This window comes from Pseudomonas sp. E141 (assembly GCF_052659885.1).
In genome coordinates this window covers 4,363,867-4,387,860 of record NZ_CP084024.1, presented here as the reverse complement: position 1 = coordinate 4,387,860, position 23,994 = coordinate 4,363,867, and the positions used below count along the sequence as shown (strand labels likewise).

General features: G+C 60.6%; 23 protein-coding genes. 10 read left to right on the top strand and 13 right to left on the bottom strand.

The window, feature by feature from the left end; translation table 11 throughout:
• Positions 1-29 precede the first annotated feature (29 nt).
• The 7 genes from nth to metG form a co-directional block, all read right to left on the bottom strand.
• Positions 30-668 carry an endonuclease III gene (gene nth / locus GKKCFE_RS19665; protein WP_139049309.1) on the bottom strand — a complete coding sequence of 213 codons (639 nt, stop codon included), beginning with the start codon at positions 666-668 and terminating at the stop codon, positions 30-32.
• On the bottom strand, positions 665-1,198 hold the full coding sequence (locus GKKCFE_RS19660; protein WP_445576999.1) for an Rnf-Nqr domain containing protein: 534 nt from the start codon (positions 1,196-1,198) through the stop codon (positions 665-667). The genes nth and GKKCFE_RS19660 overlap by 4 nt, the downstream gene beginning before the upstream one ends.
• A complete protein-coding gene (locus GKKCFE_RS19655) occupies positions 1,191-1,802 on the bottom strand; it encodes an RnfABCDGE type electron transport complex subunit G (protein WP_160893230.1) in 612 nt (203 codons plus the stop codon). The genes GKKCFE_RS19660 and GKKCFE_RS19655 overlap by 8 nt, the downstream gene beginning before the upstream one ends.
• A complete protein-coding gene (locus GKKCFE_RS19650) occupies positions 1,799-2,785 on the bottom strand; it encodes an RnfABCDGE type electron transport complex subunit D (protein ID WP_047227009.1) in 987 nt (328 codons plus the stop codon). Before GKKCFE_RS19650 ends, GKKCFE_RS19655 begins: the two co-directional genes overlap by 4 nt.
• The gene (rsxB, locus tag GKKCFE_RS19645) at positions 2,772-3,779 is read right to left on the bottom strand and encodes an electron transport complex subunit RsxB (protein WP_310663017.1); all 1,008 of its coding nucleotides are present in this window, start codon (positions 3,777-3,779) and stop codon (positions 2,772-2,774) included. The genes GKKCFE_RS19650 and rsxB overlap by 14 nt, the downstream gene beginning before the upstream one ends.
• Complete coding sequence (locus tag GKKCFE_RS19640) at positions 3,776-4,348, bottom strand: Rnf-Nqr domain containing protein (RefSeq protein ID WP_139049319.1); 573 nt, start codon at positions 4,346-4,348, stop codon at positions 3,776-3,778. Before GKKCFE_RS19640 ends, rsxB begins: the two co-directional genes overlap by 4 nt.
• Positions 4,349-4,477: 129 nt before the next feature.
• A complete protein-coding gene (gene metG / locus GKKCFE_RS19635) occupies positions 4,478-6,523 on the bottom strand; it encodes a methionine--tRNA ligase (RefSeq protein WP_445576998.1) in 2,046 nt (681 codons plus the stop codon).
• Positions 6,524-6,852: 329 nt separating this feature from the next.
• Between metG and apbC the strand changes: the two genes are divergently transcribed.
• Positions 6,853-7,947 (top strand): iron-sulfur cluster carrier protein ApbC, encoded by a 1,095-nt coding sequence (apbC, locus tag GKKCFE_RS19630; protein WP_439125193.1) that lies wholly within the window; start codon positions 6,853-6,855, stop codon positions 7,945-7,947.
• Between the two features lie 128 nt (positions 7,948-8,075).
• On the opposite strand, the gene GKKCFE_RS19625 is transcribed toward apbC, so the two are convergent.
• Complete coding sequence (locus tag GKKCFE_RS19625) at positions 8,076-8,834, bottom strand: SDR family oxidoreductase (RefSeq protein ID WP_047227004.1); 759 nt, start codon at positions 8,832-8,834, stop codon at positions 8,076-8,078.
• Positions 8,835-8,997: 163 nt separating this feature from the next.
• Between GKKCFE_RS19625 and GKKCFE_RS19620 the strand changes: the two genes are divergently transcribed.
• The 4 genes from GKKCFE_RS19620 to groL all read left to right on the top strand — a co-directional run bounded on the left by GKKCFE_RS19620 (position 8,998) and on the right by groL (position 12,504).
• Positions 8,998-9,729: a HugZ family pyridoxamine 5'-phosphate oxidase gene (locus tag GKKCFE_RS19620; RefSeq protein ID WP_076383714.1), complete on the top strand. Its 732-nt coding sequence runs from the start codon at positions 8,998-9,000 to the stop codon at positions 9,727-9,729.
• Between the two features lie 66 nt (positions 9,730-9,795).
• A complete protein-coding gene (locus GKKCFE_RS19615; protein ID WP_047227002.1) occupies positions 9,796-10,272 on the top strand; it encodes an FxsA family protein in 477 nt (158 codons plus the stop codon).
• Positions 10,273-10,516: 244 nt separating this feature from the next.
• The gene (locus GKKCFE_RS19610; RefSeq protein WP_047227001.1) at positions 10,517-10,810 is read left to right on the top strand and encodes a co-chaperone GroES; all 294 of its coding nucleotides are present in this window, start codon (positions 10,517-10,519) and stop codon (positions 10,808-10,810) included.
• 50 nt (positions 10,811-10,860) lie between these two features.
• Entirely contained in the window at positions 10,861-12,504 is a 1,644-nt protein-coding gene (gene groL / locus GKKCFE_RS19605) for a chaperonin GroEL (RefSeq protein ID WP_047227000.1), read from the top strand.
• 201 nt (positions 12,505-12,705) lie between these two features.
• Here groL and GKKCFE_RS19600 read toward each other — a convergent pair whose 3' ends face one another.
• Positions 12,706-13,446 (bottom strand): phosphatase PAP2 family protein, encoded by a 741-nt coding sequence (locus tag GKKCFE_RS19600; protein ID WP_445576997.1) that lies wholly within the window; start codon positions 13,444-13,446, stop codon positions 12,706-12,708.
• 239 nt (positions 13,447-13,685) lie between these two features.
• Here GKKCFE_RS19600 and colR point away from each other — a divergent pair, with 239 nt between their 5' ends.
• The 5 genes from colR (at position 13,686) to GKKCFE_RS19575 (ending at position 17,385) form a co-directional block, all read left to right on the top strand.
• A complete protein-coding gene (colR, locus tag GKKCFE_RS19595) occupies positions 13,686-14,369 on the top strand; it encodes a two-component system response regulator ColR (protein WP_047226998.1) in 684 nt (227 codons plus the stop codon).
• Positions 14,359-15,636, top strand: a complete 1,278-nt coding sequence (locus tag GKKCFE_RS19590; protein ID WP_139049325.1) for a sensor histidine kinase — start codon at positions 14,359-14,361, stop codon at positions 15,634-15,636. Before colR ends, GKKCFE_RS19590 begins: the two co-directional genes overlap by 11 nt.
• Positions 15,637-15,777: 141 nt before the next feature.
• Entirely contained in the window at positions 15,778-16,446 is a 669-nt protein-coding gene (locus GKKCFE_RS19585; protein WP_139049326.1) for a class I SAM-dependent methyltransferase, read from the top strand.
• Positions 16,447-16,450: 4 nt separating this feature from the next.
• Positions 16,451-17,155 carry a lipopolysaccharide kinase InaA family protein gene (locus GKKCFE_RS19580; protein ID WP_188251993.1) on the top strand — a complete coding sequence of 235 codons (705 nt, stop codon included), beginning with the start codon at positions 16,451-16,453 and terminating at the stop codon, positions 17,153-17,155.
• Between the two features lie 2 nt (positions 17,156-17,157).
• Positions 17,158-17,385 carry a hypothetical protein gene (locus GKKCFE_RS19575; protein ID WP_076383717.1) on the top strand — a complete coding sequence of 76 codons (228 nt, stop codon included), beginning with the start codon at positions 17,158-17,160 and terminating at the stop codon, positions 17,383-17,385.
• Positions 17,386-17,481: 96 nt separating this feature from the next.
• On the opposite strand, the gene GKKCFE_RS19570 is transcribed toward GKKCFE_RS19575, so the two are convergent.
• From GKKCFE_RS19570 to GKKCFE_RS19555, 4 genes are all read right to left on the bottom strand, one after another.
• Positions 17,482-20,508 (bottom strand): multidrug efflux RND transporter permease subunit, encoded by a 3,027-nt coding sequence (locus GKKCFE_RS19570; RefSeq protein WP_445576996.1) that lies wholly within the window; start codon positions 20,506-20,508, stop codon positions 17,482-17,484.
• Between the two features lie 13 nt (positions 20,509-20,521).
• Positions 20,522-21,670 carry an efflux RND transporter periplasmic adaptor subunit gene (locus GKKCFE_RS19565; RefSeq protein ID WP_047226992.1) on the bottom strand — a complete coding sequence of 383 codons (1,149 nt, stop codon included), beginning with the start codon at positions 21,668-21,670 and terminating at the stop codon, positions 20,522-20,524.
• Between the two features lie 132 nt (positions 21,671-21,802).
• Complete coding sequence (locus GKKCFE_RS19560; protein WP_445576995.1) at positions 21,803-22,900, bottom strand: DUF1513 domain-containing protein; 1,098 nt, start codon at positions 22,898-22,900, stop codon at positions 21,803-21,805.
• Positions 22,901-22,902: 2 nt separating this feature from the next.
• Entirely contained in the window at positions 22,903-23,967 is a 1,065-nt protein-coding gene (locus GKKCFE_RS19555) for an imelysin family protein (RefSeq protein ID WP_047226990.1), read from the bottom strand.
• Between the last annotated feature and the right edge of the window lie 27 nt (positions 23,968-23,994).

Below are 23,994 nucleotides of genomic sequence, written 5' to 3'. Positions count from 1 at the left end.
ATCGACAAATCAATAAAAGCAATAGCGCCTCAATCGTCGGAGGTCTTGTGCTTGTATTCGCATAAGTCCTCGATCCGGCAGCTGCCACAGCGGGGCTTGCGCGCCAGGCAGACGTAACGTCCGTGAAGGATGAGCCAGTGATGGGAATCGAGTAGAAATGCCTTGGGTACGAATTTCATCAGCTTTTTCTCCACCTCCACCACGTTTTTGCCCGGCGCCAGCCCGGTGCGGTTGCTGACGCGGAAAATGTGAGTGTCGACGGCCATGGTCAGTTGGCGAAATGCGGTGTTGAGCACCACATTGGCGGTTTTGCGACCGACCCCTGGAAGCGCTTCCAGCGCTTCGCGAGTCTGTGGGACTTCGCCGTTGTGGCGCTCGATCAGCAGGCGGCATGTCTCGATCACGTTTTTTGCCTTGCTGTTGAACAGGCCGATGGTCTTGATGTACTCGGACAGCCCTTCGACACCCAGCGCGTGAATCGCCTGCGGCGTGTTGGCCACCGGGAACAGCTTGGCCGTGGCCTTGTTGACGCCGACGTCGGTGGATTGGGCCGACAGAATCACCGCGATCAACAGTTCGAACGGCGAGCTGTAGGCCAGTTCGGTCTTCGGTTCCGGGTTGTCTTCGTGCAAGCGACGGAATATTTCCAGGCGTTTTGCGGCGTTCATGGGCGCGGCGTTTCCTCGATCGTTGAAGGGGGGCTGGCGCCCGTCCAGGCCTTGTGCGCTGCCAGCAACAGACCGAGCAGAATAAACCCGCCAGGGGCGAGCAAGGCCAGTGATATTGCGTTGCCAATCAGCTCGCGCAGGGCGCCCAAGCCGATCATCAGCAGGCCGAACACGCCTGCCAGCCTGAGATGTTCGGGCAGGCGTGAGCCGACGAAGATGTCGTCATGCTCCAGCGCCACACAGCTCAAAGCGATCCAGCCAATGTAAAGGCTCAGCGGCTGATACATTTCCAGCATCCAGGCCTGCGCCACCAGGCCTGCGCAAGCCGTCAGGGTGGCGGCCAGCACAATGGAAGCGAGCAGTCGCTGAGGCGCTGTCAGGTGGGACCGTACCAGCCCCATGGCCAAGCCATGGCCGGCACTGATCAGTACCCAGGCCAGCCATAAGCCCAGCGCGTTTGCCAGCGAATCGCTGGCGCCGACCAAGGGCACGAGCAGCAGGCCGCGGGTCAGGACCAATGGCTTATTCATCAATGATCACTCCGGTCAGTTGAGCCTGATGCTCGTCGAAGTAACGCAGTGCATCGTGAACAGCCTGCAGGACTGATCGGGAGGTGACGGTCGCGCCGGCCAGTTGATCGAACTGCCCCTGATCCTTTTTCAACGCCCAGCCGCTGTCGGTGGGCGCCTGGAGCGACTTACCGTTGAAGGATTGCAGCCAGGGGTTTGGCCAGTCAGCGATGGCCGCGCCCAGGCCGGGCGTTTCCGACTGGCGCAGGGTTTTCACGCCCAGCAACCGCCCTTGCGGGTCGATAGCGACCAGCAATTGGATGCTGCCTTCATAGCCCAGTACCTGACTGCGTAACAACACTGCGCTGGGCAGGCCGGCGCGAGTCGCCAGGTATCCGCCCAGCAGCGTGCTATGGGCCAAGGTCACGGGGGCCGTTACGACAGGTTGTGCCAATGGCTGATTGTCGTATCGGTCGGTCGGCAGCACGTCGAGCAAGGTTCGGTTCGCAAGGTCTTGTTGCTGACCCTTGATGCGCCCTGCGGTGCTGAGCTGAGTCAGGTAAGTGGCCCCAATGCCGAGACCGATCAGCAAAGCCAGGATGGCAACGCCACGGTAGTTTTTCATAGGGGCTGCGACCTGTGTCGCGCCTCGGCGAAGCGCTCCAGTGCGGGCACGCCGAGGTTCATCAGCAGCACCGCAAACGCCACGCCGTCCGGGTAACCACCCCAAGTCCGGATCAGGTAAGTCAGCAGTCCCACGCCTGCGCCAAACAGCAGGCGAGCGAGGGGCGCTTTGGCGCCCGAGACCGGTTCGGTCACGATAAAAAACGCACCGAGCAGCGTCGCGCCCGTGAGCAGATGAAACAACGGCGAGCCATTGGAGTCGGAGCCCGATCCGTTCCAGCACAACAAGCTGATGATGAACAGGCCGGCGAGCATGCCCACCGGCGCGTGCCAGCTGAACACTCGTTGGTGCAGCAGGAACAGTCCTCCGGCCAGAAACGCCAGGTTGACCCACTCGACGCCGCGCCCACCCCAGCGTCCGAACGCCGGGTTGGCGGCGAACAGCTCATCGATGGTCAGGCTTTTGTTGATTCGCAGGCTGTCCAGGGCCGTTGCTCCTGCCCACCCATCAGGCCCAGGGTGAACCGCGAACACCTGTTGCAGGCCGTCGGACAGGCTCATGCCGTGGAGCGCCGGCCATTGATTGAGTTGCTGGGGAAACGCGATCAACACCAGGGCGTAGCCGAGCATTGCCGGGTTGAACGGGTTATTGCCGACACCGCCCCACAGGTGCTTGCCGAACAGCAAGGCGCAAGCCGTGGCTGTGACGGTCAGCCACCAGGGGCAATACGCTGGCAAGGCCAGCGCCAACAGCGTGGCGCTCACCAGCGCGCTGCCATCGTTGAGTGCCGGTTTGAGCGGCCGACGCCGTAAGCGCAGCGCCAGTGCTTCGACGGCCAGTGCGCTAAGGCCCGCCAGCAACAGGTTGAATACCACGCCCCAGCCATAAAACCACGTCAACGCCAGAATGCCGGGCAGTGTCGCCAGTAGCACCCGCAGCATCGCCTGCCGCAGCCGTTCGTCCATGGGCTCAGGGAGCGACATGAGCATCCACCTGGCGTTCGGCGTCTTTCACCGCTTGCTCCAGGGGCTCTATTTGTTCATCCGACGCCCCTGCGGCCCTGGCCTTGCTGAGTTCGGCGCGACGCATGGCCAATTGGATCTTGGCCCGTTTCAGCTCGGCACTTTGAGTGGGGGCGGGGGTTGAAACAGTGGGCTGGACCGTCCCTTCCAATTGCGTCAAGGCTTGTTGCGCCGCTTCGAACTGGCGCTGTAGCACGATCAATTGCGACTGTTGTTCGAAGGTCGGCGGGTGGCCGAATGCTTTCAAGGATTTGTTCAACTGCGCCCGGCTCATGGCCAGGTCGACCTTGGCTTTTTTCAAGGCCGCATCGGCGTTGGCGGCTTTTTGCGCCCGTACCCGCTCCAGTGCCGCTTGCACGGGGTCGACGGACTGGGTTTGGGGCTGTGAGGCGCGCTGTGTACGGGCCAGACGCTCGGCGTGGCGCTGCTCCTCTTCGCGGCGCAGACGTGCGTTGCGCTGTTCGAAGCGCCGCCGGGCATGGTCGCGCTTGGCGGTGCGCGCTTGCTGCTCTTCGACGCTGAAGGCCAGGCCACCGACCACCGGCACCACGGTTGCCGTGGGCAATGGGTGCATTTCGATGCAGTCGACCGGGCAGGGCGCCACGCATAGATCGCAGCCTGTGCATTCGTCGACCAGGACGGTGTGCATCAACTTCGCCGCACCGACAATCGCGTCTACCGGGCAGGCCTGGATGCACTTGGTGCAGCCGATGCATTCGGCTTCGCGAATAAAGGCGATCTGCGCCGGGGCTGAACCACGGCTGGTATCGAGCTCAAGCACGGGCACTTTCATCAGCTCGGCCAGGGCGGCGATGGTTTCACGGCCACCGGGCGGACATTTGTTGATCGGTTCGCCCTGGGCGATGCCTTCGGCGTAGGGCTTGCACCCGGGGTGGCCGCACTTGCCGCATTGGGTCTGCGGCAGCAGGGCGTCGATACGTTGAATCAGACTCATGCTTTGACCAGCCCGCGCAATCCAAGAAATGCCACCGCCATGAGCCCTGCGCCGATCAACTGGATCGGCAGGCCACGAAAGGGCCTGGGGATATCGTTATCGAAGGTGCGCTGACGCAAATCATCGAACAGGCTCAACACCAGCCAGAAACCCAGGCCGGCGCCCAGACTCGCAGCGACGGCGAGGCCCAGGCCGTGGTCATTCCGGCTGTTGATCAGCGTGATGCCCAGTATGCCGGCATTGCCCAGCAGCAGTGGCCACAAACCATCGAACGGCAGCGTCGGCAGCCAGCGCCCCAGCCAGTGCAGCAACGGTGCAATCAGCAACACACTCAAGGACAGCCATGCCAACAGGCGCAGCGAGGTCAGATTGGCCGGAACCAGCAGCCAGCGATCGATCAGATAACCCAAGGTGCCGACCATCAGCATCAGGCATGTCGTCGCCAGGCCCAGGGCGTGGACTTGCCTTCTTCCATTGGCCGCCAGCAGCGGATTGACGCCCAGCGGCCAATGCAACACAAGGTTGTTGATCAGGGCGGCGCTGAACAGTGTAAGAACGATTTCGGTCATGGGCGTGCTGGAACGAGAACCTGTCGTTAGAGGGTAGGCATTATCCGGCACACCGTCAGGGTGGGCCAGATATGAAAATCCCACAGTCGCCTGCCGGCGACTGTGGGATCGGTACCGCGCGTGGTCGCGTTATTTGATCCGCTGACCCGGCTTGGCGCCGCTATCGGGGCTCAGCAGGTAGATTTCTTCACCGCCGGGACCTGCCGCCATCACCATGCCTTCGGAGATGCCGAAACGCATTTTGCGTGGCTTGAGGTTGGCGATCATCATCGTCAGCCGGCCTTCGAGCTTGGCCGGGTCTGGATAGGCGCTCTTGATGCCGGAGAACACGTTGCGCTGCTCATCACCGATGTCCAGCGTCAGGCGCAGTAGCTTGTCGGCGCCTTCCACGGCTTCAGCCTTGACGATCAGGGCTACGCGCAGATCGATGGCGGCAAAGGCGTCGAAATCGATCTCCGGCGACAACGGGTCCTTGGTCAGCTCGCCATTGCCGACCGGGGCACCGGTGTCGGTCTGGCTGGCGGCCAGGTCTTCTTTCGAGGCGTCGGTCATGGCTTGCACCTTGGTGGCGTCGATGCGAGTCATCAGCGGCTTGAACTCGTTCAGTTGATGGTTGCTCAGCAGCGTCTGGTGATCGTCCCAGGTCAGCGGTGCGACGTTCAGGAAAGCTTCGGCATCGGCGGCCAGCAACGGCAGCACCGGCTTGAGGAAGATCACCAGTTGGCGGAACAGATTGATACCCAGGGCGCAGATCGCCTGGACTTCGTCCTGCTTGCCTTCCTGTTTGTTCAGTGACCACGGCGCCTTGTCGGCGATCCAGGCATTGGCGCGGTCGGCCAGGGCCATGATCTCGCGCATCGCCCGAGCAAAGTCACGGGCCTCGTAGGCTTCGGCGATGCTCGGGGCCGCCGCCAGAAAGGCCTCGGTCAGTTCCGGCGCGGCGTTACCGGCCACCAGTACACCGGCGTTGCCTTTGTGGATGAAGCCGGCGCAACGGCTGGCGATGTTGACTACCTTGCCCACCAGGTCGGAGTTGACCTTCTGCACGAAGTCTTCAAGGTTCAGGTCCAGGTCGTCCACGCCACGGCCGAGCTTGGCCGCGTAGTAGTAGCGCAGGTATTCCGGCGACAGATGGTCCAGGTAGGTCCGGGCCTTGATGAAGGTGCCGCGGGACTTGGACATTTTCTGGCCGTTGACGGTCAGGTAGCCGTGGACGTTGATACCGGTCGGTTTACGGAAACCGGCGCCTTCGAGCATGGCGGGCCAGAACAGCGCGTGGAAGTTCACGATGTCCTTGCCGATGAAGTGATACACCTCGGCCGTGGAGTCCTTGCCCCAGAACGCGTCGAAGTCCAGCTCCGGCGTACGGTCGCAAAGGTTCTTGAAGCTCGCCATGTAGCCGATGGGCGCGTCCAGCCATACGTAGAAATACTTGCCGGGCTCGCCGGGGATTTCGAAGCCGAAGTACGGCGCATCGCGGGAAATGTCCCACTCTTGCAGGCCGGAGTCGAGCCATTCGGCGAGCTTATTGGCCACCGCGTCGTGCAACGTGCCGCTGCGGGTCCAGGTTTGCAGCATCTCTTGGAAGTCCGGCAGCTTGAAGAAGAAGTGCTGGGAGTCCTTGAGCACTGGCGTCGCCCCGGAAATCGCCGATTTCGGGTCCTTCAGGTCGGTCGGTGCGTAGGTGGCGCCGCATTTTTCGCAGTTATCGCCGTACTGGTCCTCGGTGCCACATTTCGGGCAAGTGCCTTTGATGAAGCGGTCGGCCAGGAACATTTTCTTTTCCGGGTCGAAATACTGGGTGATCGAACGGGTCGCGATGTGCCCGGCGTCACGCAGCTTCAGGTAGATCTGGCTCGACAGCTCACGGTTTTCTTCGGCGTGAGTGGAGTGGAAGTTGTCGAAGTCCACCAGGAAATCGGCAAAGTCGGCGCTGTGTTCGGCCTGGACGTTGGCGATCAGTTGCTCCGGGGTGATGCCTTCCTTTTCCGCGCGCAGCATGATGGCCGAACCGTGGGCGTCGTCGGCGCAGACATAGATGCACTGGTTGCCGCGATGTTTCTGGAAGCGCGTCCACATATCGGTCTGGATGTATTCCAGCATATGGCCGAGGTGAATCGAACCATTGGCATAGGGCAGGGCGCTGGTGACGAGGATCTTGCGTGGCTCGGACATGGGGCTCGGCTACTTGATGAAACGGAGGTCGGCCACTATAAAGCGCTGGGAAATATATTTCACCCCACTGGCCTGTTTCCGGATGCATTGCTGGGGGCGGTATGGACACAACCTGTGGCGAGGGGATTTATCCCCGCTGGACTGCGCAGCAGTCCAAAATAGAGCACTCTGACACACTGTAGCAGCAGGTTTTAGGGCCGCTGCGCGCCCCAACGGGGATAAATCCCCTCGCCACAAAGGTGTTCGCGCGACAGTAATCAAGTCGCCACGCGGCAGCGTGGGGCGTAGGATAGCGGCCTGTTTTTCAAGTCTTGCTATCGGAGTTGCCCATGAGCGCCGTCAATCGCGCAGCGGTGGAAGCCGTTCTTCGCCAGTACACCGACCCTTACCTGAACCAGGACCCGGTCAGCGCCGGATGCGTGCGCGCCATCGACATCCAGGGTGATCGCGTCAGCGTCCAGCTGGAAATCGGCTACGCCGCCGATCTGTTCAAGAACGGTTGGGCGCAGATGCTGCAAATGGCGATCGAGTCCCTGGACGATGTAGCCAGCGCCAAAGTCGACGTCACCAGCGTGATCGCTGCCCACAAGGCCCAGGCGCAAGTGCCGGGGCTGGCGAACGTCAAGAACGTGATCGCCGTGGCCTCGGGCAAGGGCGGCGTGGGTAAGTCCACCACCGCCGCCAACCTGGCCCTGGCCCTGGCCCGTGAAGGCGCGAAGGTCGGGATTCTCGACGCGGACATATACGGCCCGAGTCAGGGCATCATGTTCGGCGTTGCCGAGGGCACCCGGCCGCAGGTCAAGGACCAGAAATGGTTCGTTCCGATCCAGTCCCATGGCGTGGAAGTCATGTCCATGGCCTTCCTGACCGATGACAACACGCCGATGGTCTGGCGCGGGCCGATGGTTTCCGGCGCCTTGCTGCAGCTGGTGACGCAGACCGCCTGGGGCGATCTGGATTACCTGGTGATCGACATGCCACCAGGCACCGGGGATATCCAACTGACCCTGGCGCAGAAAGTCCCGGTGGCCGGTGCGGTGATCGTCACCACGCCGCAGGATCTGGCCCTGCTGGACGCCCGCAAGGGTGTGGAGATGTTCCGCAAAGTGAACATCCCGGTACTGGGTGTGGTGGAAAACATGGCCGTGCACATCTGCTCGAACTGCGGACATGCCGAGCATCTGTTCGGTGAAGGCGGCGGAGAAAAACTGGCGAGCCAGTACGGCGTCGAACTGCTGGCCTCGCTGCCGCTGTCGATGCTGATTCGCGAGCAGGCCGACGGCGGCAAACCCACGGTCATTGCCGAGCCGGATAGCCAGATCGCCATGGTCTATCAGGAACTGGCCCGCCACGTCGGCGCGCGGATCGTGCTGCAAGAGGCTGCGTCACCGGCGATGCCGAACATCACCATGAGCGACGATTGAATAAGCCGTAACACAATCCATTGTGGGAGCGAGCCTGCTCGCGATAGCGGTGTATCAGTCACATCAAAGTTGACTGACCCGGCGCCATCGTGAGCAGGCTCGCTCCCACAGTGGTTGTGTGTCGGTTTTTAGATCCGCAACCCGCCATCCATCTCCAGGATCCGACCGGTGTAATAGTCGTTCTCGAAGATGTACGCCGCCGAATGGGCGATCTCCTCGGGTTTGCCCATGCGCTTGAGCGGGATGCCAGAGGTCATTTTTTCCAGGGCTTCGGGTTTCATGCCCAGGGTCATTTCGGTTTCGATGAAGCCCGGCGCGATGCCGGCGACACGGATGCCGTAGCGTGCCAGTTCCTTGGCCCAGGTCACGGTGGCGGCCGCCACGCCGGCCTTGGCCGCCGAATAGTTCGTCTGGCCGACGTTGCCGGCGCGCGAGATCGACGAAATGTTGATGATCGCGCCGCTGTTCTTCAGCTCGACCATTTTCGCTGCCACTTCGCGGGTACACAGGAAGACACCCGTGAGGTTGACGTCAATCACCGCCTGCCACTGGGCCAGGCTCATTTTGCTCATTTCGCCGTCCTTGACCTTGAGCAGCAAGCCGTCGCGCAGGATCCCGGCGTTGTTGATCAAGCCGTGGATCGCGCCGAAGTCCTCGGCGACCCGGGCGACCATGTCGCTCACTTGCTCCTCATTGGCGACGTTGCACAGATAAGCCCGGGCCTCGACACCCTTGGCCACGCAGGCGGCAACCGCCTGGTCGAGTTTTTCCTGATTGAGGTCCACCAGGGCGAGCTTGGCGCCTTTGCCGGCGAAATACTCGGCCATGGAGCGGCCCAGACCCTGGCAACCGCCGGTGATAATGATTACTTTGTCGGTGAGTTGCATTGGCATGTCCAGATTGCAGAGCGGTTGGAGGATGTCCTTTTACTGGCCTCTCGATCTGCGACGGCGTAGCCCGGTTGCACACGAGAACTGCCTAAAGGCGCGCTGGTACTTTGCTCCAGTCGCCTGACCGTTTCCAGACGGATTTGATCAAAGGAGTCATAAATTGAGCGTTGAAGCTGCCAAGCATGCACGAGAATTGCTGCTCAAGGAATACCGTGGAGTGCTCTCCACCCATTCCAAATCCATGCCCGGTTTCCCGTTCGGCTCCGTGGTGCCCTATTGCCTGGACGACCAAGGCCGTCCACTGATCCTGATCAGCCGTATCGCCCAACACACCCACAACCTGCAAAAAGACCCCAAGTGTTCAATGCTCGTAGGTGAGCGGGGGGCCGAGGATGTGCAGGCCGTAGGGCGCCTGACTTATCTGGCCGAGGCGCGCAAGCTGGAAGACAACCTCGCCATCGACGCCGCCGCTGAGCGTTACTACCGTTATTTCCCGGAGTCGCAGAACTACCACAAAGCCCATGACTTCGATTTTTGGGTGCTCAACCCGGTGCGTCATCGTTACATCGGTGGCTTTGGGGCCATTCACTGGATCGACCAGATCACCCTGGCCAACCCCTTCGCCGGCAAGGCCGAAGCCAGCATGATCGACCACATGAATGCCGACCATGCCAAGGCCATCGCGCATTACGTCGAGCTGGCCGGTCTGCCCGCCACCGAACCTGCGCAACTGGCCGGTATCGACAGCGAAGGCATGCACTTGCGGATCGGTCAGGCCCTGTACTGGCTGGCGTTTCCAGCGCCTTGCAATACGCCGACACAAGTGCGCGAAGCCTTGGTTTATCTGGCTCACGCCGAGCAATGGCCAAAAAATGCTGAGGCTGACGCTTGAATTCACGAAAGGGCGACGTCATTTAGGGTTTGATAGCAAGGCATTCTTGCGTTGAGGAACCTTTTGATGCGCCCTTTTTTGTTGCTCTTTCTGCTGTTCCCGGTGTTGGAGCTGTTCGTATTCGTCAAGGTCAGCGGGGCGATCGGGTTTTTCCCGGCGCTGCTGCTGGTCATTCTCGGCTCGATGCTCGGCGTGTTCGTGCTGCGCATCGCCGGCCTCGCCACGGCTCTGCGTGCCCGTGAAAGCCTGAACCGTGGCGAGCTGCCTGCCCAGACCATGCTCGAAGGCCTGATGCTGGCCTTGGGTGGCGGTCTGTTGATCCTGCCTGGCTTCATCAGCGATGTGCTGGGCCTGGTCATGCTGCTGCCGTTCACCCGTCGGTTGCTGGCCAATAAAATGCGCCAGCGTGCCGAAGAACAGGCGATTCGCCAGCGAGCCTTCGCCGACGACCTTCAGCCCCGTGGCGGGCCGCCTCCACGAGAACCTGTGGGCCGCGAACCGGATGTGATCGAAGGCGAGTTCGAGCACCGCGATACCAAGTAAAACCAGCGACACGGCACCTTCGGGTGCCGTGTTCGTTTTCGGCTTCGTGAAGTAAAAAATTTTCTACCCGACCCTTGAAATCGGCTTGTACGCCCTTATGTATGGGTCACCGCAAGGTTTCCGGTGGCGACACTGGACAGACTTCCGCGGTTCGCTTGACGAACCGCATCCGGCTCCGCCGGCTTTTGTTAAACCCGCCGGGACTACACCGGCCGATGAAAACCAAAATTAGGAGAGATCGACAATGAAGCTTCGTCCTCTGCATGACCGCGTCGTCATCCGTCGCAGCGAAGAAGAGAAGAAAACCGCTGGCGGTATCGTCCTGCCAGGTTCGGCTGCTGAAAAAGCCAACCACGGTGAAGTTCTCGCTGTAGGCCCAGGCAAGGCTCTGGAAAACGGTGAAGTACGTGCGCTGGCCGTGAAAGTGGGTGACAAGGTTGTGTTCGGCCCTTACTCCGGCAGCAACACAGTGAAAGTCGACGGCGAAGACCTGCTGGTGATGAGCGAGAACGAAATCCTCGCTGTCCTGGAAGACTGATTCCCCCGCTCATTTTCCCGTTACTACAAAGTATTTAAGGAATATCGATCATGGCTGCTAAAGAAGTTAAATTCGGCGATTCCGCCCGCAAGAAAATGCTCGCCGGTGTCAACGTCCTGGCTGACGCAGTAAAAGCGACCCTGGGCCCTAAAGGCCGTAACGTGATCATCGAGAAGAGCTTCGGCGCTCCGACCATCACCAAGGACGGCGTTTCCGTAGCCAAGGAAATCGAGCTCAAAGACCGCTTTGAAAACATGGGCGCGCAACTGGTCAAAGACGTTGCCTCCCGTGCCAACGATGATGCTGGTGACGGCACCACCACCGCGACCGTACTGGCTCAATCGATCGTCAACGAAGGCCTCAAGGCTGTCGCTGCCGGCATGAACCCGATGGACCTCAAGCGCGGCATCGACAAGGCGACCATCGCCATCGTCAAAGAGCTTAAAGCCCTGTCCAAGCCATGCGCTGACACCAAGGCTATCGCTCAGGTCGGCACCATCTCGGCCAACTCCGACAACTCCATCGGCGACATCATTGCCGAAGCCATGGAAAAAGTCGGTAAAGAAGGCGTGATCACCGTTGAAGAAGGCTCGGGCCTGGAAAACGAACTGTCGGTTGTTGAAGGCATGCAGTTCGACCGTGGCTACCTGTCGCCGTACTTCGTCAACAAGCCGGACACCATGGTTGCCGAGCTTGAGAGCCCGCTGATCCTGCTGGTCGACAAGAAAATCTCCAACATCCGCGAAATGCTGCCAGTGCTGGAAGCCGTTGCCAAAGCCGGCCGCCCACTGCTGATCGTGGCTGAAGACGTTGAAGGCGAAGCCCTGGCGACTCTGGTTGTGAACAACATGCGCGGTATCGTTAAAGTCGCTGCCGTCAAGGCACCTGGCTTCGGCGACCGTCGCAAGGCCATGCTGCAGGACATCGCCGTACTGACCGGCGGTACCGTTATCTCCGAAGAGATCGGCCTGAGCCTGGAAAGCACCACCCTGGAGCACCTGGGTAACGCCAAGCGCGTGATCCTGTCCAAGGAAAACACCACCGTGATTGACGGTGCTGGCGTAGAGGCTGATATCCAGGCTCGCGTTACTCAGATCCGCGCACAGGTGGCCGACACTTCGTCCGACTACGACCGTGAAAAACTGCAAGAGCGTCTGGCCAAGCTGTCGGGCGGCGTTGCAGTGATCAAGGTTGGCGCCGGTTCCGAAGTTGAAATGAAAGAGAAGAAAGCCCGCGTTGAAGACGCCCTGCACGCAACCCGCGCAGCCGTCGAAGAAGGCGTGGTACCTGGCGGCGGCGTGGCACTGGTTCGTGCCCTGCAGGCCATCAGCGAGCTCAAAGGCGACAACGATGACCAGAACGTGGGCATCCAGTTGCTGCGTCGCGCTGTTGAAGCACCGCTGCGCCAGATCGTTGCCAACTCCGGCGACGAGCCAAGCGTTGTGGTCGACAAGGTCAAGCAGGGTTCGGGTAACTACGGTTACAACGCTGCGACCGGCGAATACGGCGACATGATCGAAATGGGTATCCTGGACCCAGCCAAAGTGACTCGTTCGGCTCTGCAAGCGGCTTCGTCGATTGCCAGCCTGATGATCACCACCGAGGCGATGATCGCTGAAATCAAGGAAGACGCTCCAGCTGGCGGCGGTATGCCAGACATGGGCGGCATGGGTGGCATGGGCGGCATGATGTAAGCCAGCCTTACCCCTGTACTGAAAAACCCCGTCTGCGAAAGCAGGCGGGGTTTTTTAATGCCTCGGGTTTACCCCGCTCATTGAATTTGCACCAATCCCTGTGGGAGCGAGCCTGCTCGCGATAGCGGTGTAACAGTCACCCTCAATGTTGCTGATCCGACGCTATCGCGAGCAGGCTCGCTCCCACATTCAGATTGGTGTTCAAGCATTGACGGGTTGTGTTGTCGCCGCTCGCTTCGCTGTAGAGGCCGGCCGGTACAGCACGTAGTAATAACACCCCAGGCAAATCAGCCAACAGAACACCGCTGTCCACGCATTGTGGGAAAAGAAATGCGCCCCTTGCATCATGCGGCTCACGGAGAACAGCGTTCCCAGGGAGGCAGCGAATATGAAGGCCAGGCGGGCCAGGCGAGGGCGGCGGTCGCGCAGTACGAAGAACAACGCGAACAGCGTAAACCCGGTGGCAGCGTGACCGCCGGGCCAGCATCGGCCGGGTTTGTCAGTTGCCGGGCGCGGGCTCAGCAGTTCGCTGTAGGTTTGCTTGCCTCCGAACTCCTTCAGGCTCCAGGGGCATTGCACTGCCGTTACGGCTTTCATCGGCGTGACGAAAGAAGTAGCCAGCGCCAGGGAGAGCACCAGGCAGCCCAGTTCGCGTTTGAACGGTTTGAGTCGGGTGAGGAAGAACGTGCAGATGAACCCGAGAATCGACAGCACAGAAAACGCGATGACCACCTGTTTGGCCCGGTCATGCAGAATGTCTTCCAGAAAAAAACTGTGCCGACCGATGAACCCGTCGACTGGGTCGTAGAACAGCCTGGCCAGATCCATGTCCAGCGTGGTCAGTTCCAACAGCACCAGGATCACCGCGATTGCAGCGGGCAGGCCCAGGGCGACCCGGAAATTCAGCGACCTGGAGACGGGACGGGTGGTGGTGGAAACCATGGCAGTACCTTTGGTGAAGTGTTCTTGAGCAGCGCGTTGCGCGCAGTCTGGTCCGGGCACCGTGGGCGAGGCGTGAATGCCGGGTGAAAAACTCGTCAATGTCCAGGCAACCCACGCGCGACCCTTGCGGGGAGTGGGCTTGCTCGCTACGACCGCCGATACAACCCTAGCCGTGATTCACACTTGGCCTTAAGCTGCGCGGGCCACGATGACCGTCCACGTGCGCAGAGGAGATGCCCATGCGAATTCTGTTGGTTGAAGACAACCGTGACATCCTGGCCAATCTGGCCGATTACCTGGGGCTCAAAGGCTATACCGTCGATTGTGCCCAGGATGGTTTGTCGGGGTTACACCTGGCCGCGACCGAGCACTATGACCTGATCGTGCTCGACATCATGCTGCCGGGCATCGACGGCTACACCTTGTGCAAGCGCCTGCGCGAGGACGCCCGACGTGATACACCGGTGATCATGCTCACCGCCCGGGATCAACTGGACGATCGCCTGCAAGGGTTCAAGTCCGGCGCCGATGATTACCTGGTCAAACCTTTTGCCTTGTCGGAGCTGGCGGCGCGGATCGAAGCGGTCATGCGTCGGGCCCAGGGCGGCGGGCGGCGCGCTTTGCAGGTCGGTGACCTGAGTTACGACCTCGATACCCTGGAAGTCACCCGCGAAGGCAAACTGCTGAAGCTCAACCCTGTAGGCCTGAAGCTGCTGGCGGTCTTGATGCAGAAAAGCCCCCACGTGCTGCGCCGGGAAATCCTCGAAGAAGCCTTGTGGGGCGATGATTGCCCGGACAGCGACAGTCTGCGCAGCCATGTTCACCAATTACGTCAGGTGATCGACAAACCGTTCGACAAACCGCTGTTGCACACCGTGCATGGCGTGGGTTATCGCCTGGCCGAGGGCCGAGATGGAGTTTAAGCAGAGCCTTGCCCAACGGATCATCATCGCCTTTGCGCTGATGAGCGCGTTGGTCGCCGGGGCATTCGCCATGGGCATCGTGGCGACGGTTCACTTGGTGGAAGAAAGGCTGATTTCCGCCGGGCTTGGGGGTGACCTGCAACGCCTGCTGCTGATGGACAGCGTTTCGGACTGGAGTCATCGTCCGGAACCCGACCAGTTGTTCTATTTCAGTGGCGGCCCGGGTGACTTCGATTTGCCCAAGGATCTGCGTCACCTGGATCGCGGTTTCCACGAGGTCTTTCGCGCGCAATTGTCGTATCACGCCATGGTCGAGATTGTTGACGGTCGACACTACGTGCTACTGCAGGACCAGAGCGATTTTGAAGAGCGCGAACGGGTGCTGTTCGCCGTGGTGCTGGTGGGTTTCGTGCTCAGCCTGGCGCTGGCGGTGTTCCTGGGTTGGGTCCTGGCTCGCCGGGTGATGGCGCCGGTCGTACGTCTGGCCCGGCAAGTGCGCCATCGCGACCAGCTCCTCGGGCTGGCCCCGCCGCTGGCCCCTGACTATGCCGCCGATGAAGTGGGAGAACTGGCCGTGGCGTTCGACGCTACGCTGGGGCGACTGCGCCAGGCCCTGACGCGTGAACGGTTGTTCACCAGCGACGTAAGCCATGAGCTACGCACGCCGTTGATGGTCCTGGCCAGCTCCTGTGAGCTGTTGCTGGAGAACCCGGCCCTGGATCAGCGCGGTCGCAAACAGGTCGAGCGGATCAGTCGGGCCAGTGAAGAAATGCGCGAGCTGGTGCAAACCTTCCTGATGCTCGCCAGGACCCAGCGCGAAGACAGCGGCATGTCGCCCCGGTTGACGCTAGGGCAGGTGGCCGAGGACCTCGTTGGGCTGTGGCGTGCGCCGATCGAAGCCAAGGGCCTGACCCTGATCTTCGAGCCGGGGCAAACCGCCGACACCCCGTATAACGCCACGTTCCTGACCGCCGTCATGGGCAACTTGCTGCGCAACGCCTTGCACTACACCGATCAGGGCTTCATTCGCCTCACGCTGTCCCCGACCGGCTTCGTGGTCGAGGACAGTGGCGTGGGCATTCCCGAAGAAAAACGCGAGGCGATGTTCGAACCGTTCGTGCGAGGTAACGAAAAGCGCGGCGAAGGGCTTGGGTTGGGGCTTTCATTGGTCCAGCGGATTTGCGAGAACCAGGGCTGGACCGTGAGCCTCAGCACCATGGAGCCCAATGGCTGTCATTTTGAGGTTGAGTTGCATCCTCGCAACTGAGCACGGCGCTAAGGCCTGCATGTTGGACATATCCTGAAAACCCTCGAGTGCCTGCATGATGAAGTTTTCACAAAGGGATGACTTGGCGTGCACATGTCCATCCCTAACGTGGGAGCCATTACCTCATGGAGGCTCCCGTCAATGTCCAACCCTATCAAGCTCGACTTTTCCGAAAAATATGACGAAAAGCACGCCCACCAATACCTGCATAAACACCAGGCCGGTCTGAGCCGGCGTCTTTCCCACCGCCGTGATGAACAACTGGCACGCATGGCTTTGGCGTTGGCAGGTGACCCTGGCCTGGTGCTGGACTTGCCGTGTGGTGCCGGGCGTTTATGGCCTGTGCTGGCCGAAAAACCGAACCGGGTGATCATCGGTGCGGACAATTCCACAGCCATGCTCAAGACTGCGTTGAACGCTCAACCCGCCGATGTCGTAAAACGGGTACAACCCTTGCACGCTTCTGCGTTCGACATTGCCTTGCCTGATAACGCCGTCGACAGCATTTTTTGCATGCGCCTGCTCCACCACATCGGTGAACCTGCGCATCGACTGGCGATTCTGCGGGAATTCGAACGTGTCACTCGTGATAGCGTGATCGTTTCATTGTGGGTCGATGGAAATTTCAAGGCCTGGAGACGTAAGCGTCTGGAGCACACGCGTGGGCAGAAAGGCTACCAGAATCGATTTGTGTTACCGGCCGCTACAGTCGAGGGTGAATTTCGACAGGCTGGTTTCCGCATTCAGGAACGACTGGACTTCCTGCCGCTCTATGCCATGTGGCGAGTTTATGTATTACGCAAGAGGTAACAGCATGGTTGTGGCAGTAGAGACAACTGCGGTCCCCCGCTGCGGCTTCGAACACTTCTGGAATCAGCAGGGTGAATGGGTGGAACAACCCAATGTGCGTCGTGGTGGTGAAAGCGGAGTGCAGCGGATCAACAACGGCGGCGATCTGCTCTATGCCAAGCGTCAGACAGGGCATATTTACCGTAGCTGGTTGCATCCGTTTGGCCGCCCAACCGTGTTACGTGAGCAAGATGCCCTGCTGGCATTGAGCCGACTCGACGTCAGCGTTCCAAAGGTCATCTTCTGTGGCGCACAGCGGGACCCGATTCACAAGTGGCGTGCGCTGCTTGTGACTCATGCGCTGGACGGTTTCGTGGAGTTGGATCACTGGTATGCCGCAGGCGGGCGCGAGCGTCATGGCGAAGCGGGGCATGACCGAATTCTCCAGGCATTGGCAGAGAACCTGGCTCGCATGCATAAGGGGCGTTGGCAGCATGGCTGCCTCTATATCAAGCATGTATTTGTGCGCGTGACTGGAGAGGGTGAGTCCGCTCGAGCCGAAGTGGCCCTGCTGGATTTGGAAAAGTCCCGTCAACGCCTGACTTCCTGGACCGCAGCGTCCCATGACATGAAACAACTGCGACGCCATTCGTCGTTCAGCGATTCAGAATGGGAAAAACTCGTCTACTTTTACAAAGCGGCGTTTGGCAGCGCTATCAAAGGTTTATAGCGATGAAATTAGAAATTGCTAGAGGTTTATTTCTCGTAGGAGCCCTGGCAGTTACCTCTATGGCGGTGGCGGTATGGGAGCAGCCCCGTTCGCAGATCCTCAGTGCTTCCCACCCGGACGCGCATTGCCCTTTGCCACGTGTGGCCAAGGCCAGCGAGGCGATCCGGCCGGACGACGATCTGTTGCTGTTCATGTTCAGTCTTTCCCAAGGCATGAGGCCCCAGAGTTGATGGACAGAGAGCCCAAACAAAGGCCTCGCATATGCGAGGCCTTTGTTTTTGGCGATTGCAGCCTTCGGCAGCGCCTACAGGGCCAGTGGTCGCGCGTTAGGTTTTGTCCGGCTTGGCCAGCAACGTATACACGCAGGGCAATACGAACAGTGTGAACAACGTGCCAATCGACATCCCGGTGGCGATCACCAAGCCGATGTCGAAGCGGCTCACCGCCCCGGCCCCGGTAGCGAGGATCAATGGCACCATGCCAAATACCGTCGCCGCGGTGGTCATCAGTACGGGACGCAAGCGAATCGATGCGGCTTGCTCCACGGCCTCCCGTGGGGTTAGCCCCTGTTCCCTGCGCAGCTGATTGGTGAACTCAACGATCAGGATCCCGTGCTTGCTGATCAGGCCGATCAGCGTCACCAGTCCTACCTGGGTGTAAATGTTCATGCTCGACCAGCCGAGGAACAGCGGAATCAAGGCGCCGCAAATCGACAGCGGTACCGTCACCAGAATCACCAGCGGGTCCCGGAAGCTTTCGAACTGGGCGGCCAACACCAGGAAGATGATCGCCAGCGCCAGGGCAAAGGTGACCCACAGCGCGCTGCCTTCCTGAACGAACTGTCGCGACGCCCCTGCGTAGTCGAAAGCGAACCCTACCGGAGCCTCTTCTTGGGCAATCTGGCGGACCGTCTCGATGGCCTCGCCCATACTCACGATGGGAAAACCCGAGATCGTCACCGCGTTGAGTTGCTGGAACTGATTCAACTGCCGTGGTCGCGCCCGATCGCTGACTTTGATCAGCGTCGACAGCGGCAGCAATTCACCCTGGGTATTTTTTACGTAGTAGTTGTTCAACCAGTCCGGATTGTCCCGGAACGGCCGTTCGACCTGGGCGATGACCTTGTAGCTGCGCCCTTCGATGGTAAAACGGTTGATCTCGGCTTCACCCAGCAGGGTGGCGAGTGTGCCGCCCAGGTCTTGCATCGAGACGCCCATCTGGGCGGCCTTGGCACGATCGATGTCCACGACGACTTCGGGTTTGTCGAAAGCCAGGTCAACGTCCATGAAAGCGAACTTGCCGGATTCCAGTGCGCGCTTTTTGACCCGCTCGGCAATCTGCAACAGCGTTGCGTAATCCTTGGGCGAGTTGATGACGAACGCAAATGGCAAGCCTTCGCCGGTGCCAGGCAGGGAGGGCAGGTTGAAGCCGAATATTTGCAGGCCGGGGATGTTCTCCAGCTTGGCCTGGACTTCAGGCAGGATTTCCATCTGGGTGCGGCTGCGTTCGTTCCAGGGTTTGAGCAGGAAGCCGCCGATGCCCGATTGCACGCCGTTGTATCCGTTGATCTGGAACGAGGAGTAGTACTCCGGGAACTCCTTGAAGATGGTGATGAAATGATCGGTGTAGGTGTTCAGGTAGTCGAGGTTGGTCGGCTGCGGGGCATTAGCCATCATGAAGATGATGCCCTGGTCTTCATCGGGAGCCAGCTCGGACTTGGTGAACATGATCAGCACCGGAATCAGCAGCAGCACGATCACCGCGAACACCAACACCACAGGCCGGGTATTGAGCATGCCGTGAAGCATGCGCTGGTAGCGGTTTTTAAGACGTTCGAAAACCACGTCCAGTTTATGCGCCAGTCCCGAGGGGTTCTCTTCGTGACGCAGCAGCATGGCGCACATCATGGGCGAGAGGGTCAGTGCGACGATCCCGGAAATGACCACCGCGCCGGCGAGCGTCAGCGCGAACTCCTTGAACAGCGCCCCCGTGAGCCCCTCCAACAGACCGATCGGCGCGTACACCGCCGCCAGCGTGATGGTCATCGAGATCACCGGCATAGCGATCTCCCGGGCACCTTCAATTGCAGCGTCGAATGGGCTTTTGCCTTCCTCGATGTGCCGGTGGATGTTTTCCACCACCACGATCGCGTCGTCCACCACTAGACCAATTGCCAGCACCATGGCGAGCAGGGTCAGCAGATTCATCGAGTAGCCCATCAACTGCATGAAGAACATCACGCCAATCATCGACAGCGGGATGGTCACCACCGGGATGGCCACCGAACGCAGGGCGCCCAAGAACAGGAACACCACGACGATGACAATCAGCACCGCCTCGAAGAGGGTTTTGACCACCTCGTCGATGGAAGCCTGGATGAACAGGGTGGCGTCGTAGGCGATCTCGGCCTTGAGGTTGGCCGGCAGTTGGGCCTCCAGATCCGGCATGATCCTGCGCACTTCCTTGATCACGTCCAGCGGGTTCGCGCCGGGGGTGGCCTTGATGCCGATGTACACCGAGGGCGTGCCACCGAAGGAACTGATGGTGTCGTAGTTCTCGGCGCCCATCTCCACCCGGGCCACATCGCGCAACAGCACGCGGCTGTCGCCATCGGTCTTGAGCGGAATCGCCGCGAAGGCCTCGGCGGACTTGAGTTCGGTGTTGGCGTTGATACTGGTGACCACGTATTCGCCTTTCACCTCACCGGCGGCCGAGAGGAAGTTGTACTGGCGCACGGCATCGGTCACGTCGGCGGCGGTGAGGCCGAAACCGGCAAGCTTGACCGGATCCAGCCACAGGCGCATGGCGAAGACCTGGTTGCCGAGGATCTCCGCTTCGGCCATGCCCGGCAATGTCGCCAGCTTGGGCTGGACCACCCGTGACAGGTAGTCGGTGATCTGCGGGTTGTTCAGTTCCTTACTGAAAAAACTGATGTACATCAGTGCCGAGGCATCGGCGGCCTCGCGGCTGAGCACCGGGTCTTCAGCATCTTGGGGTAGCTGGTTTTTGACTTCGTTGGCCTTGGCCAGCAGCTCGGTAAAAAGTCGGTCACTGTTGGAGCCGATGCGGGCGTAGACCGATATCACCGAGAAATTCTGACGGCTGACCGAGGTCATGTAGTCGATGCCCTCGGCGCTGGCCAGACTCTGTTGCATCGGCTGGGTGATATAGCCCTGGATGGTCTCGGCGTTGGCCCCGGGGTAGGCGGTGGTCACCGTGATCAGGGCGTTCTCCATCTGCGGGTACTGGCGCAGGGGCAGCTTGCTCCAGGCCTGGAAACCCAGCAGCACGATCAACAGGCTGACCACGGTGGCGAGCACCGGACGGCGGATGAACGGATCAGTAAAAGCCATGAGGGTTCCTTGATCAGTCCGCAGGGGGCGGGCTGTTCTGTTCGGTCAGGGTCTTGTCGTCGCTGATGGCGATGGGCGTGCCGTTATCCAGTTTGATCTGGCCGGCGATCACGACCTGTTCGCCGCTCTGCACGCCTTTGGAAACCAGCACGAGCCCGTCGCGTCGCTCACCGGTTTCGACGAATCGCCGTTCGGCGATCAGGATCGGCTGGCCCTTGTCATCTTTCTCGACGGTGCCGTCGTCGGCTTTCTTCTGCGTCACGACGTACATGGAGTTGCCGTAGAGGGTGTAGGTCACGGCGCTTTCCGGCACGACGATAGCGTTGGCCTTGTCCGGCAAGATCACCTGCAGGCTGGCGAACATGCCGGGCAACAGCCTGCCGTCGGGGTTGCCCAGGGTAGCGCGTACCAGCACGTTGCGAGTGCTGTCTTCGATCTTGGGGTTGATCGCGCTGATGGCGCCGACGAAGGTCTGGCCGGGATAGGCCGAGACACTGACGTTGACTGCCTGGCCGACCGCGAGCTTGGGTACCGCTTGCTCGGGGAGGTAGAAATCCACATACAGGCTGCTCAGGTCCTGCAGGGTGGCGATCACCGTGCCGCTGGCCAGATAGTCGCCGACGTCCACCTGGCGAATGCCGATGGTGCCGCTGAACGGCGCAACGATGTGTTTCTTGGCCAGCGAAGCCTTGAGCTGGTTGACTGTGGCCTGGTTCTTTTTCAACTGCGCCGCGAGCCGGTCGAATTCGCCCTTGGAGATCGCCTGGCTGCCCACCAGTTGCCGACCCCGGCCAAAATCCAGTTGCGACAGGTTAAGGTCGGCCACGGCGGTTTCCAGCAGCGCGCTTTCGACGTCACTGTCCAGTTGCACCAGTGGCTGGCCGGCCTTGACCTTTTGCCCCGACTGGAACTGCACCTTCTGCACCGTCCCGGCAATTTCCAGGCTCAGGTCTACGCCTTGCAGTGCGGTGAGGCTGCCGACGGTGGGCAGGCGGGTTTGCCAAGGCTGCTCGACAGCCGTGGCCACGGCGACACTGACCGGCGGTTTGGGGGCAGAAAACATCTGGATCTGCTGGTAAACGGAGAAACCCTTGTAGCCGGCCAGTAGCAATACCACCAGCAGGACAACACCCAACATGATCAGCATGCGGCGTCGCAGCATGTTCCACTTCCTTGGAAATAAGCCGAGAGAAAATACAGACAGGCGGGCACATTACTCCGAGTACGCGACCGATTCAAAACGATGTTCATCGGTAATGTGTAAGGATTTTTCCTGAAGGCCGCCGCCCGCTTGTCAGATTAAATGCAAATGGTTGTCCCAGAGCCCTGCGGGCAGATCCAGTGGTTTTGCAACCAGTTGTGCCTGCCGGCAATCGTAAAAGCGGCAACGGCCCTGACCCGATGTCACGACGAAACCGTCGGCCACCGCACCCACACCGGCGCAGTCTGGCAGAGGCGCGTCCAGGCGTACTTCGCCGCTGTCCAGGTCCCAGATATAAAAGCGGTTGCCACGGGGCGCTGTCAGGGCCACCAGGCGCAGGTCGCTGTGTACGGCAACGCTGGCGGTGTAATGACCCATGGCCTGCAATTGATGCTCGGCCACCGGGAATGCCTGGAACGGCTGGCCCGGACGCTTGATTGCCAGCAGCTCGGAGGATTCGTGGGCATCGCCCATGAATTGCTGGCCGCAAACGATGGTGCCGTCGCTGGCGATGCCCATGTGGCGCACGCTGTTCATCGATTGGGCGAGGGTTTCCTTGCTCAGCAGTGTGCCATCGCGCTGCATCAGTACCAGGCTCGGCTCCATGGCATTGAGGTTCATCTCGACGCGGCTTTCGGCCTCGGTGCGGATGCCGCCGTTGGCGACCACCAGCGTTTCGCCGTCGGGCATCCATGACACTTGATGAGGGCCGATGCCGTGAGTCGACAGTTCGCCGCTGTGCACCAACCGTTCGCCTTCAAAACGGTACACGCCCAGCAGGCCGCGGCCTGGATCGGTCGTGTCGTTCTCGGTGGCGTACAGCCATTCGCCGCTTTTATGAATCACCGCGTGCCCATAAAAATGCCGGTTCGGCAACGAGGTGAGGGTCTGCAGCAGCGAACCGTCGCGCAGGTCGATCAGGTAGCTTTCGGTGCCTGGGCGACGAGCGACGAACAGCGCAATCGGTTTTGTCGGATGGTCAATGATGTCGTGGCAGCGCTGCTTGACCTGGGTGGCGAACACCCGGCTGCCGTCCAGTCGATAGCCCACGGCGTAGTGCTTGCCGTCGCTATCGTCCCGTGCCGAAAGCAGGAGCGGATGCTTGTCCTGTTGTTTGAACAGCGTCCAGCCGCCCAGGGTAACGGCGCCGAGCAGCAGGCTGCCCAGTGCCAGAGCCTGACGTCGAAACATGATCAGTCACCGTCGTTGGCATTGAAGCCCAATTGAATGCCCAGCGCCTTGGCCAATTCGCCTTCGTGCAGGCGATGGACAACGTTGAGGCTGTCGTACAGTTCGTTGAGTTGCTGGCGTCCGGCGTCGTCAGCGAGCATTTCGACCAGCGAGCGCTGGCTGTCGGCGAACAGTTTCAACGAGGTGTCGTAGGCCGCGTCGATCTTGTCGGCCAAGGGTTTCTGTTCGCTTGGCAACAGGCTGCGCAGGCCCTTGTTATCCACGCCGACCCAGACGGTCCTGGCCGCGCTCAGGCTGGCTTGCAGGCCTTGCAGCGACGACTGGCTGCGCCAGGCATCGGCCTGGAACGGTTGTGGTACGCCCTTGCTCTGGCGGCCCATCGGCGTGCCAAGTTTCTTCTTCAAGGTGTCCAGGGCAGTGACCTGGACCCGCAGCAAATCGGCGATCGCTTCGTGGGAATCGGCGTAGCGCTCGTTCGGAAACTTGCTCATCTGGGCGAGCATGCCGTCGTTGGTATTCCAGCGCGACAGGATATCTTCGGCCAATTGCTTCTGACGTTCGCCAATGGCGATCAGCAGCGGGCAGTACTTGGCTTTTTGCGCGCTGTCGGCCATGTCGATCCTGGCGTCGAACAGCAGGTACTCGTAGGCGGAGAGGCCCTGGACCACAACGCTGGACTTGGCCAGACCGGCAACGTCGATCTGCGGCTGGTTATTGACCAGTTGCTCGACCTGACGGCCCACCAGGTTTTTCTTGTCCGGCCAGAACTGCACCTGCCAGGCGCGATTGCCCTCGGCCAACGGGCCGATCAGCAGTGGTTGCAACTCGGCCCAGGCTTTTTGTGCCTTGAGAAAGTCGGCGCGGGCGGTCTCCAGGTTTTCCTTGCCCTGGCAGAAGGCCAGGGCGCTGGTTGCCAGTTGCCGATCAGCTTCGACCCAGCGGCTGTAGGTGGGCAGGATCACTTGCTTGGCGATGGCCGCTGAGGTGACCGCTTGCGGATCCTGGGGCGAGCACGCGCCGAGGACGATGGCGGCGAGGCTGGTAAACAACAACTTGGGACGGAACATGTCGGGCTCCCGTTTTTCGGAGAATGC

What these genes read in the sequence shown, in the direction of transcription:
- nth (WP_139049309.1), bottom strand. Translation starts at nt 668, where the DNA reads ATGAACGCCGCAAAACGCCTGGAAATATTCCGTCGCTTGCACGAAGAC.
- GKKCFE_RS19660 (WP_445576999.1), bottom strand. Translation starts at nt 1,198, where the DNA reads ATGAATAAGCCATTGGTCCTGACCCGCGGCCTGCTGCTCGTGCCCTTG.
- GKKCFE_RS19655 (WP_160893230.1), bottom strand. Translation starts at nt 1,802, where the DNA reads ATGAAAAACTACCGTGGCGTTGCCATCCTGGCTTTGCTGATCGGTCTC.
- GKKCFE_RS19650 (WP_047227009.1), bottom strand. Translation starts at nt 2,785, where the DNA reads ATGTCGCTCCCTGAGCCCATGGACGAACGGCTGCGGCAGGCGATGCTG.
- rsxB (WP_310663017.1), bottom strand. Translation starts at nt 3,779, where the DNA reads ATGAGTCTGATTCAACGTATCGACGCCCTGCTGCCGCAGACCCAATGC.
- GKKCFE_RS19640 (WP_139049319.1), bottom strand. Translation starts at nt 4,348, where the DNA reads ATGACCGAAATCGTTCTTACACTGTTCAGCGCCGCCCTGATCAACAAC.
- metG (WP_445576998.1), bottom strand. Translation starts at nt 6,523, where the DNA reads ATGTCCGAGCCACGCAAGATCCTCGTCACCAGCGCCCTGCCCTATGCC.
- apbC (WP_439125193.1), top strand. Translation starts at nt 6,853, where the DNA reads ATGAGCGCCGTCAATCGCGCAGCGGTGGAAGCCGTTCTTCGCCAGTAC.
- GKKCFE_RS19625 (WP_047227004.1), bottom strand. Translation starts at nt 8,834, where the DNA reads ATGCAACTCACCGACAAAGTAATCATTATCACCGGCGGTTGCCAGGGT.
- GKKCFE_RS19615 (WP_047227002.1), top strand. Translation starts at nt 9,796, where the DNA reads ATGCGCCCTTTTTTGTTGCTCTTTCTGCTGTTCCCGGTGTTGGAGCTG.
- GKKCFE_RS19610 (WP_047227001.1), top strand. Translation starts at nt 10,517, where the DNA reads ATGAAGCTTCGTCCTCTGCATGACCGCGTCGTCATCCGTCGCAGCGAA.
- groL (WP_047227000.1), top strand. Translation starts at nt 10,861, where the DNA reads ATGGCTGCTAAAGAAGTTAAATTCGGCGATTCCGCCCGCAAGAAAATG.
- GKKCFE_RS19600 (WP_445576997.1), bottom strand. Translation starts at nt 13,446, where the DNA reads ATGGTTTCCACCACCACCCGTCCCGTCTCCAGGTCGCTGAATTTCCGG.
- colR (WP_047226998.1), top strand. Translation starts at nt 13,686, where the DNA reads ATGCGAATTCTGTTGGTTGAAGACAACCGTGACATCCTGGCCAATCTG.
- GKKCFE_RS19590 (WP_139049325.1), top strand. Translation starts at nt 14,359, where the DNA reads ATGGAGTTTAAGCAGAGCCTTGCCCAACGGATCATCATCGCCTTTGCG.
- GKKCFE_RS19585 (WP_139049326.1), top strand. Translation starts at nt 15,778, where the DNA reads ATGTCCAACCCTATCAAGCTCGACTTTTCCGAAAAATATGACGAAAAG.
- GKKCFE_RS19580 (WP_188251993.1), top strand. Translation starts at nt 16,451, where the DNA reads ATGGTTGTGGCAGTAGAGACAACTGCGGTCCCCCGCTGCGGCTTCGAA.
- GKKCFE_RS19575 (WP_076383717.1), top strand. Translation starts at nt 17,158, where the DNA reads ATGAAATTAGAAATTGCTAGAGGTTTATTTCTCGTAGGAGCCCTGGCA.
- GKKCFE_RS19570 (WP_445576996.1), bottom strand. Translation starts at nt 20,508, where the DNA reads ATGGCTTTTACTGATCCGTTCATCCGCCGTCCGGTGCTCGCCACCGTG.
- GKKCFE_RS19565 (WP_047226992.1), bottom strand. Translation starts at nt 21,670, where the DNA reads ATGCTGCGACGCCGCATGCTGATCATGTTGGGTGTTGTCCTGCTGGTG.
- GKKCFE_RS19560 (WP_445576995.1), bottom strand. Translation starts at nt 22,900, where the DNA reads ATGTTTCGACGTCAGGCTCTGGCACTGGGCAGCCTGCTGCTCGGCGCC.
- GKKCFE_RS19555 (WP_047226990.1), bottom strand. Translation starts at nt 23,967, where the DNA reads ATGTTCCGTCCCAAGTTGTTGTTTACCAGCCTCGCCGCCATCGTCCTC.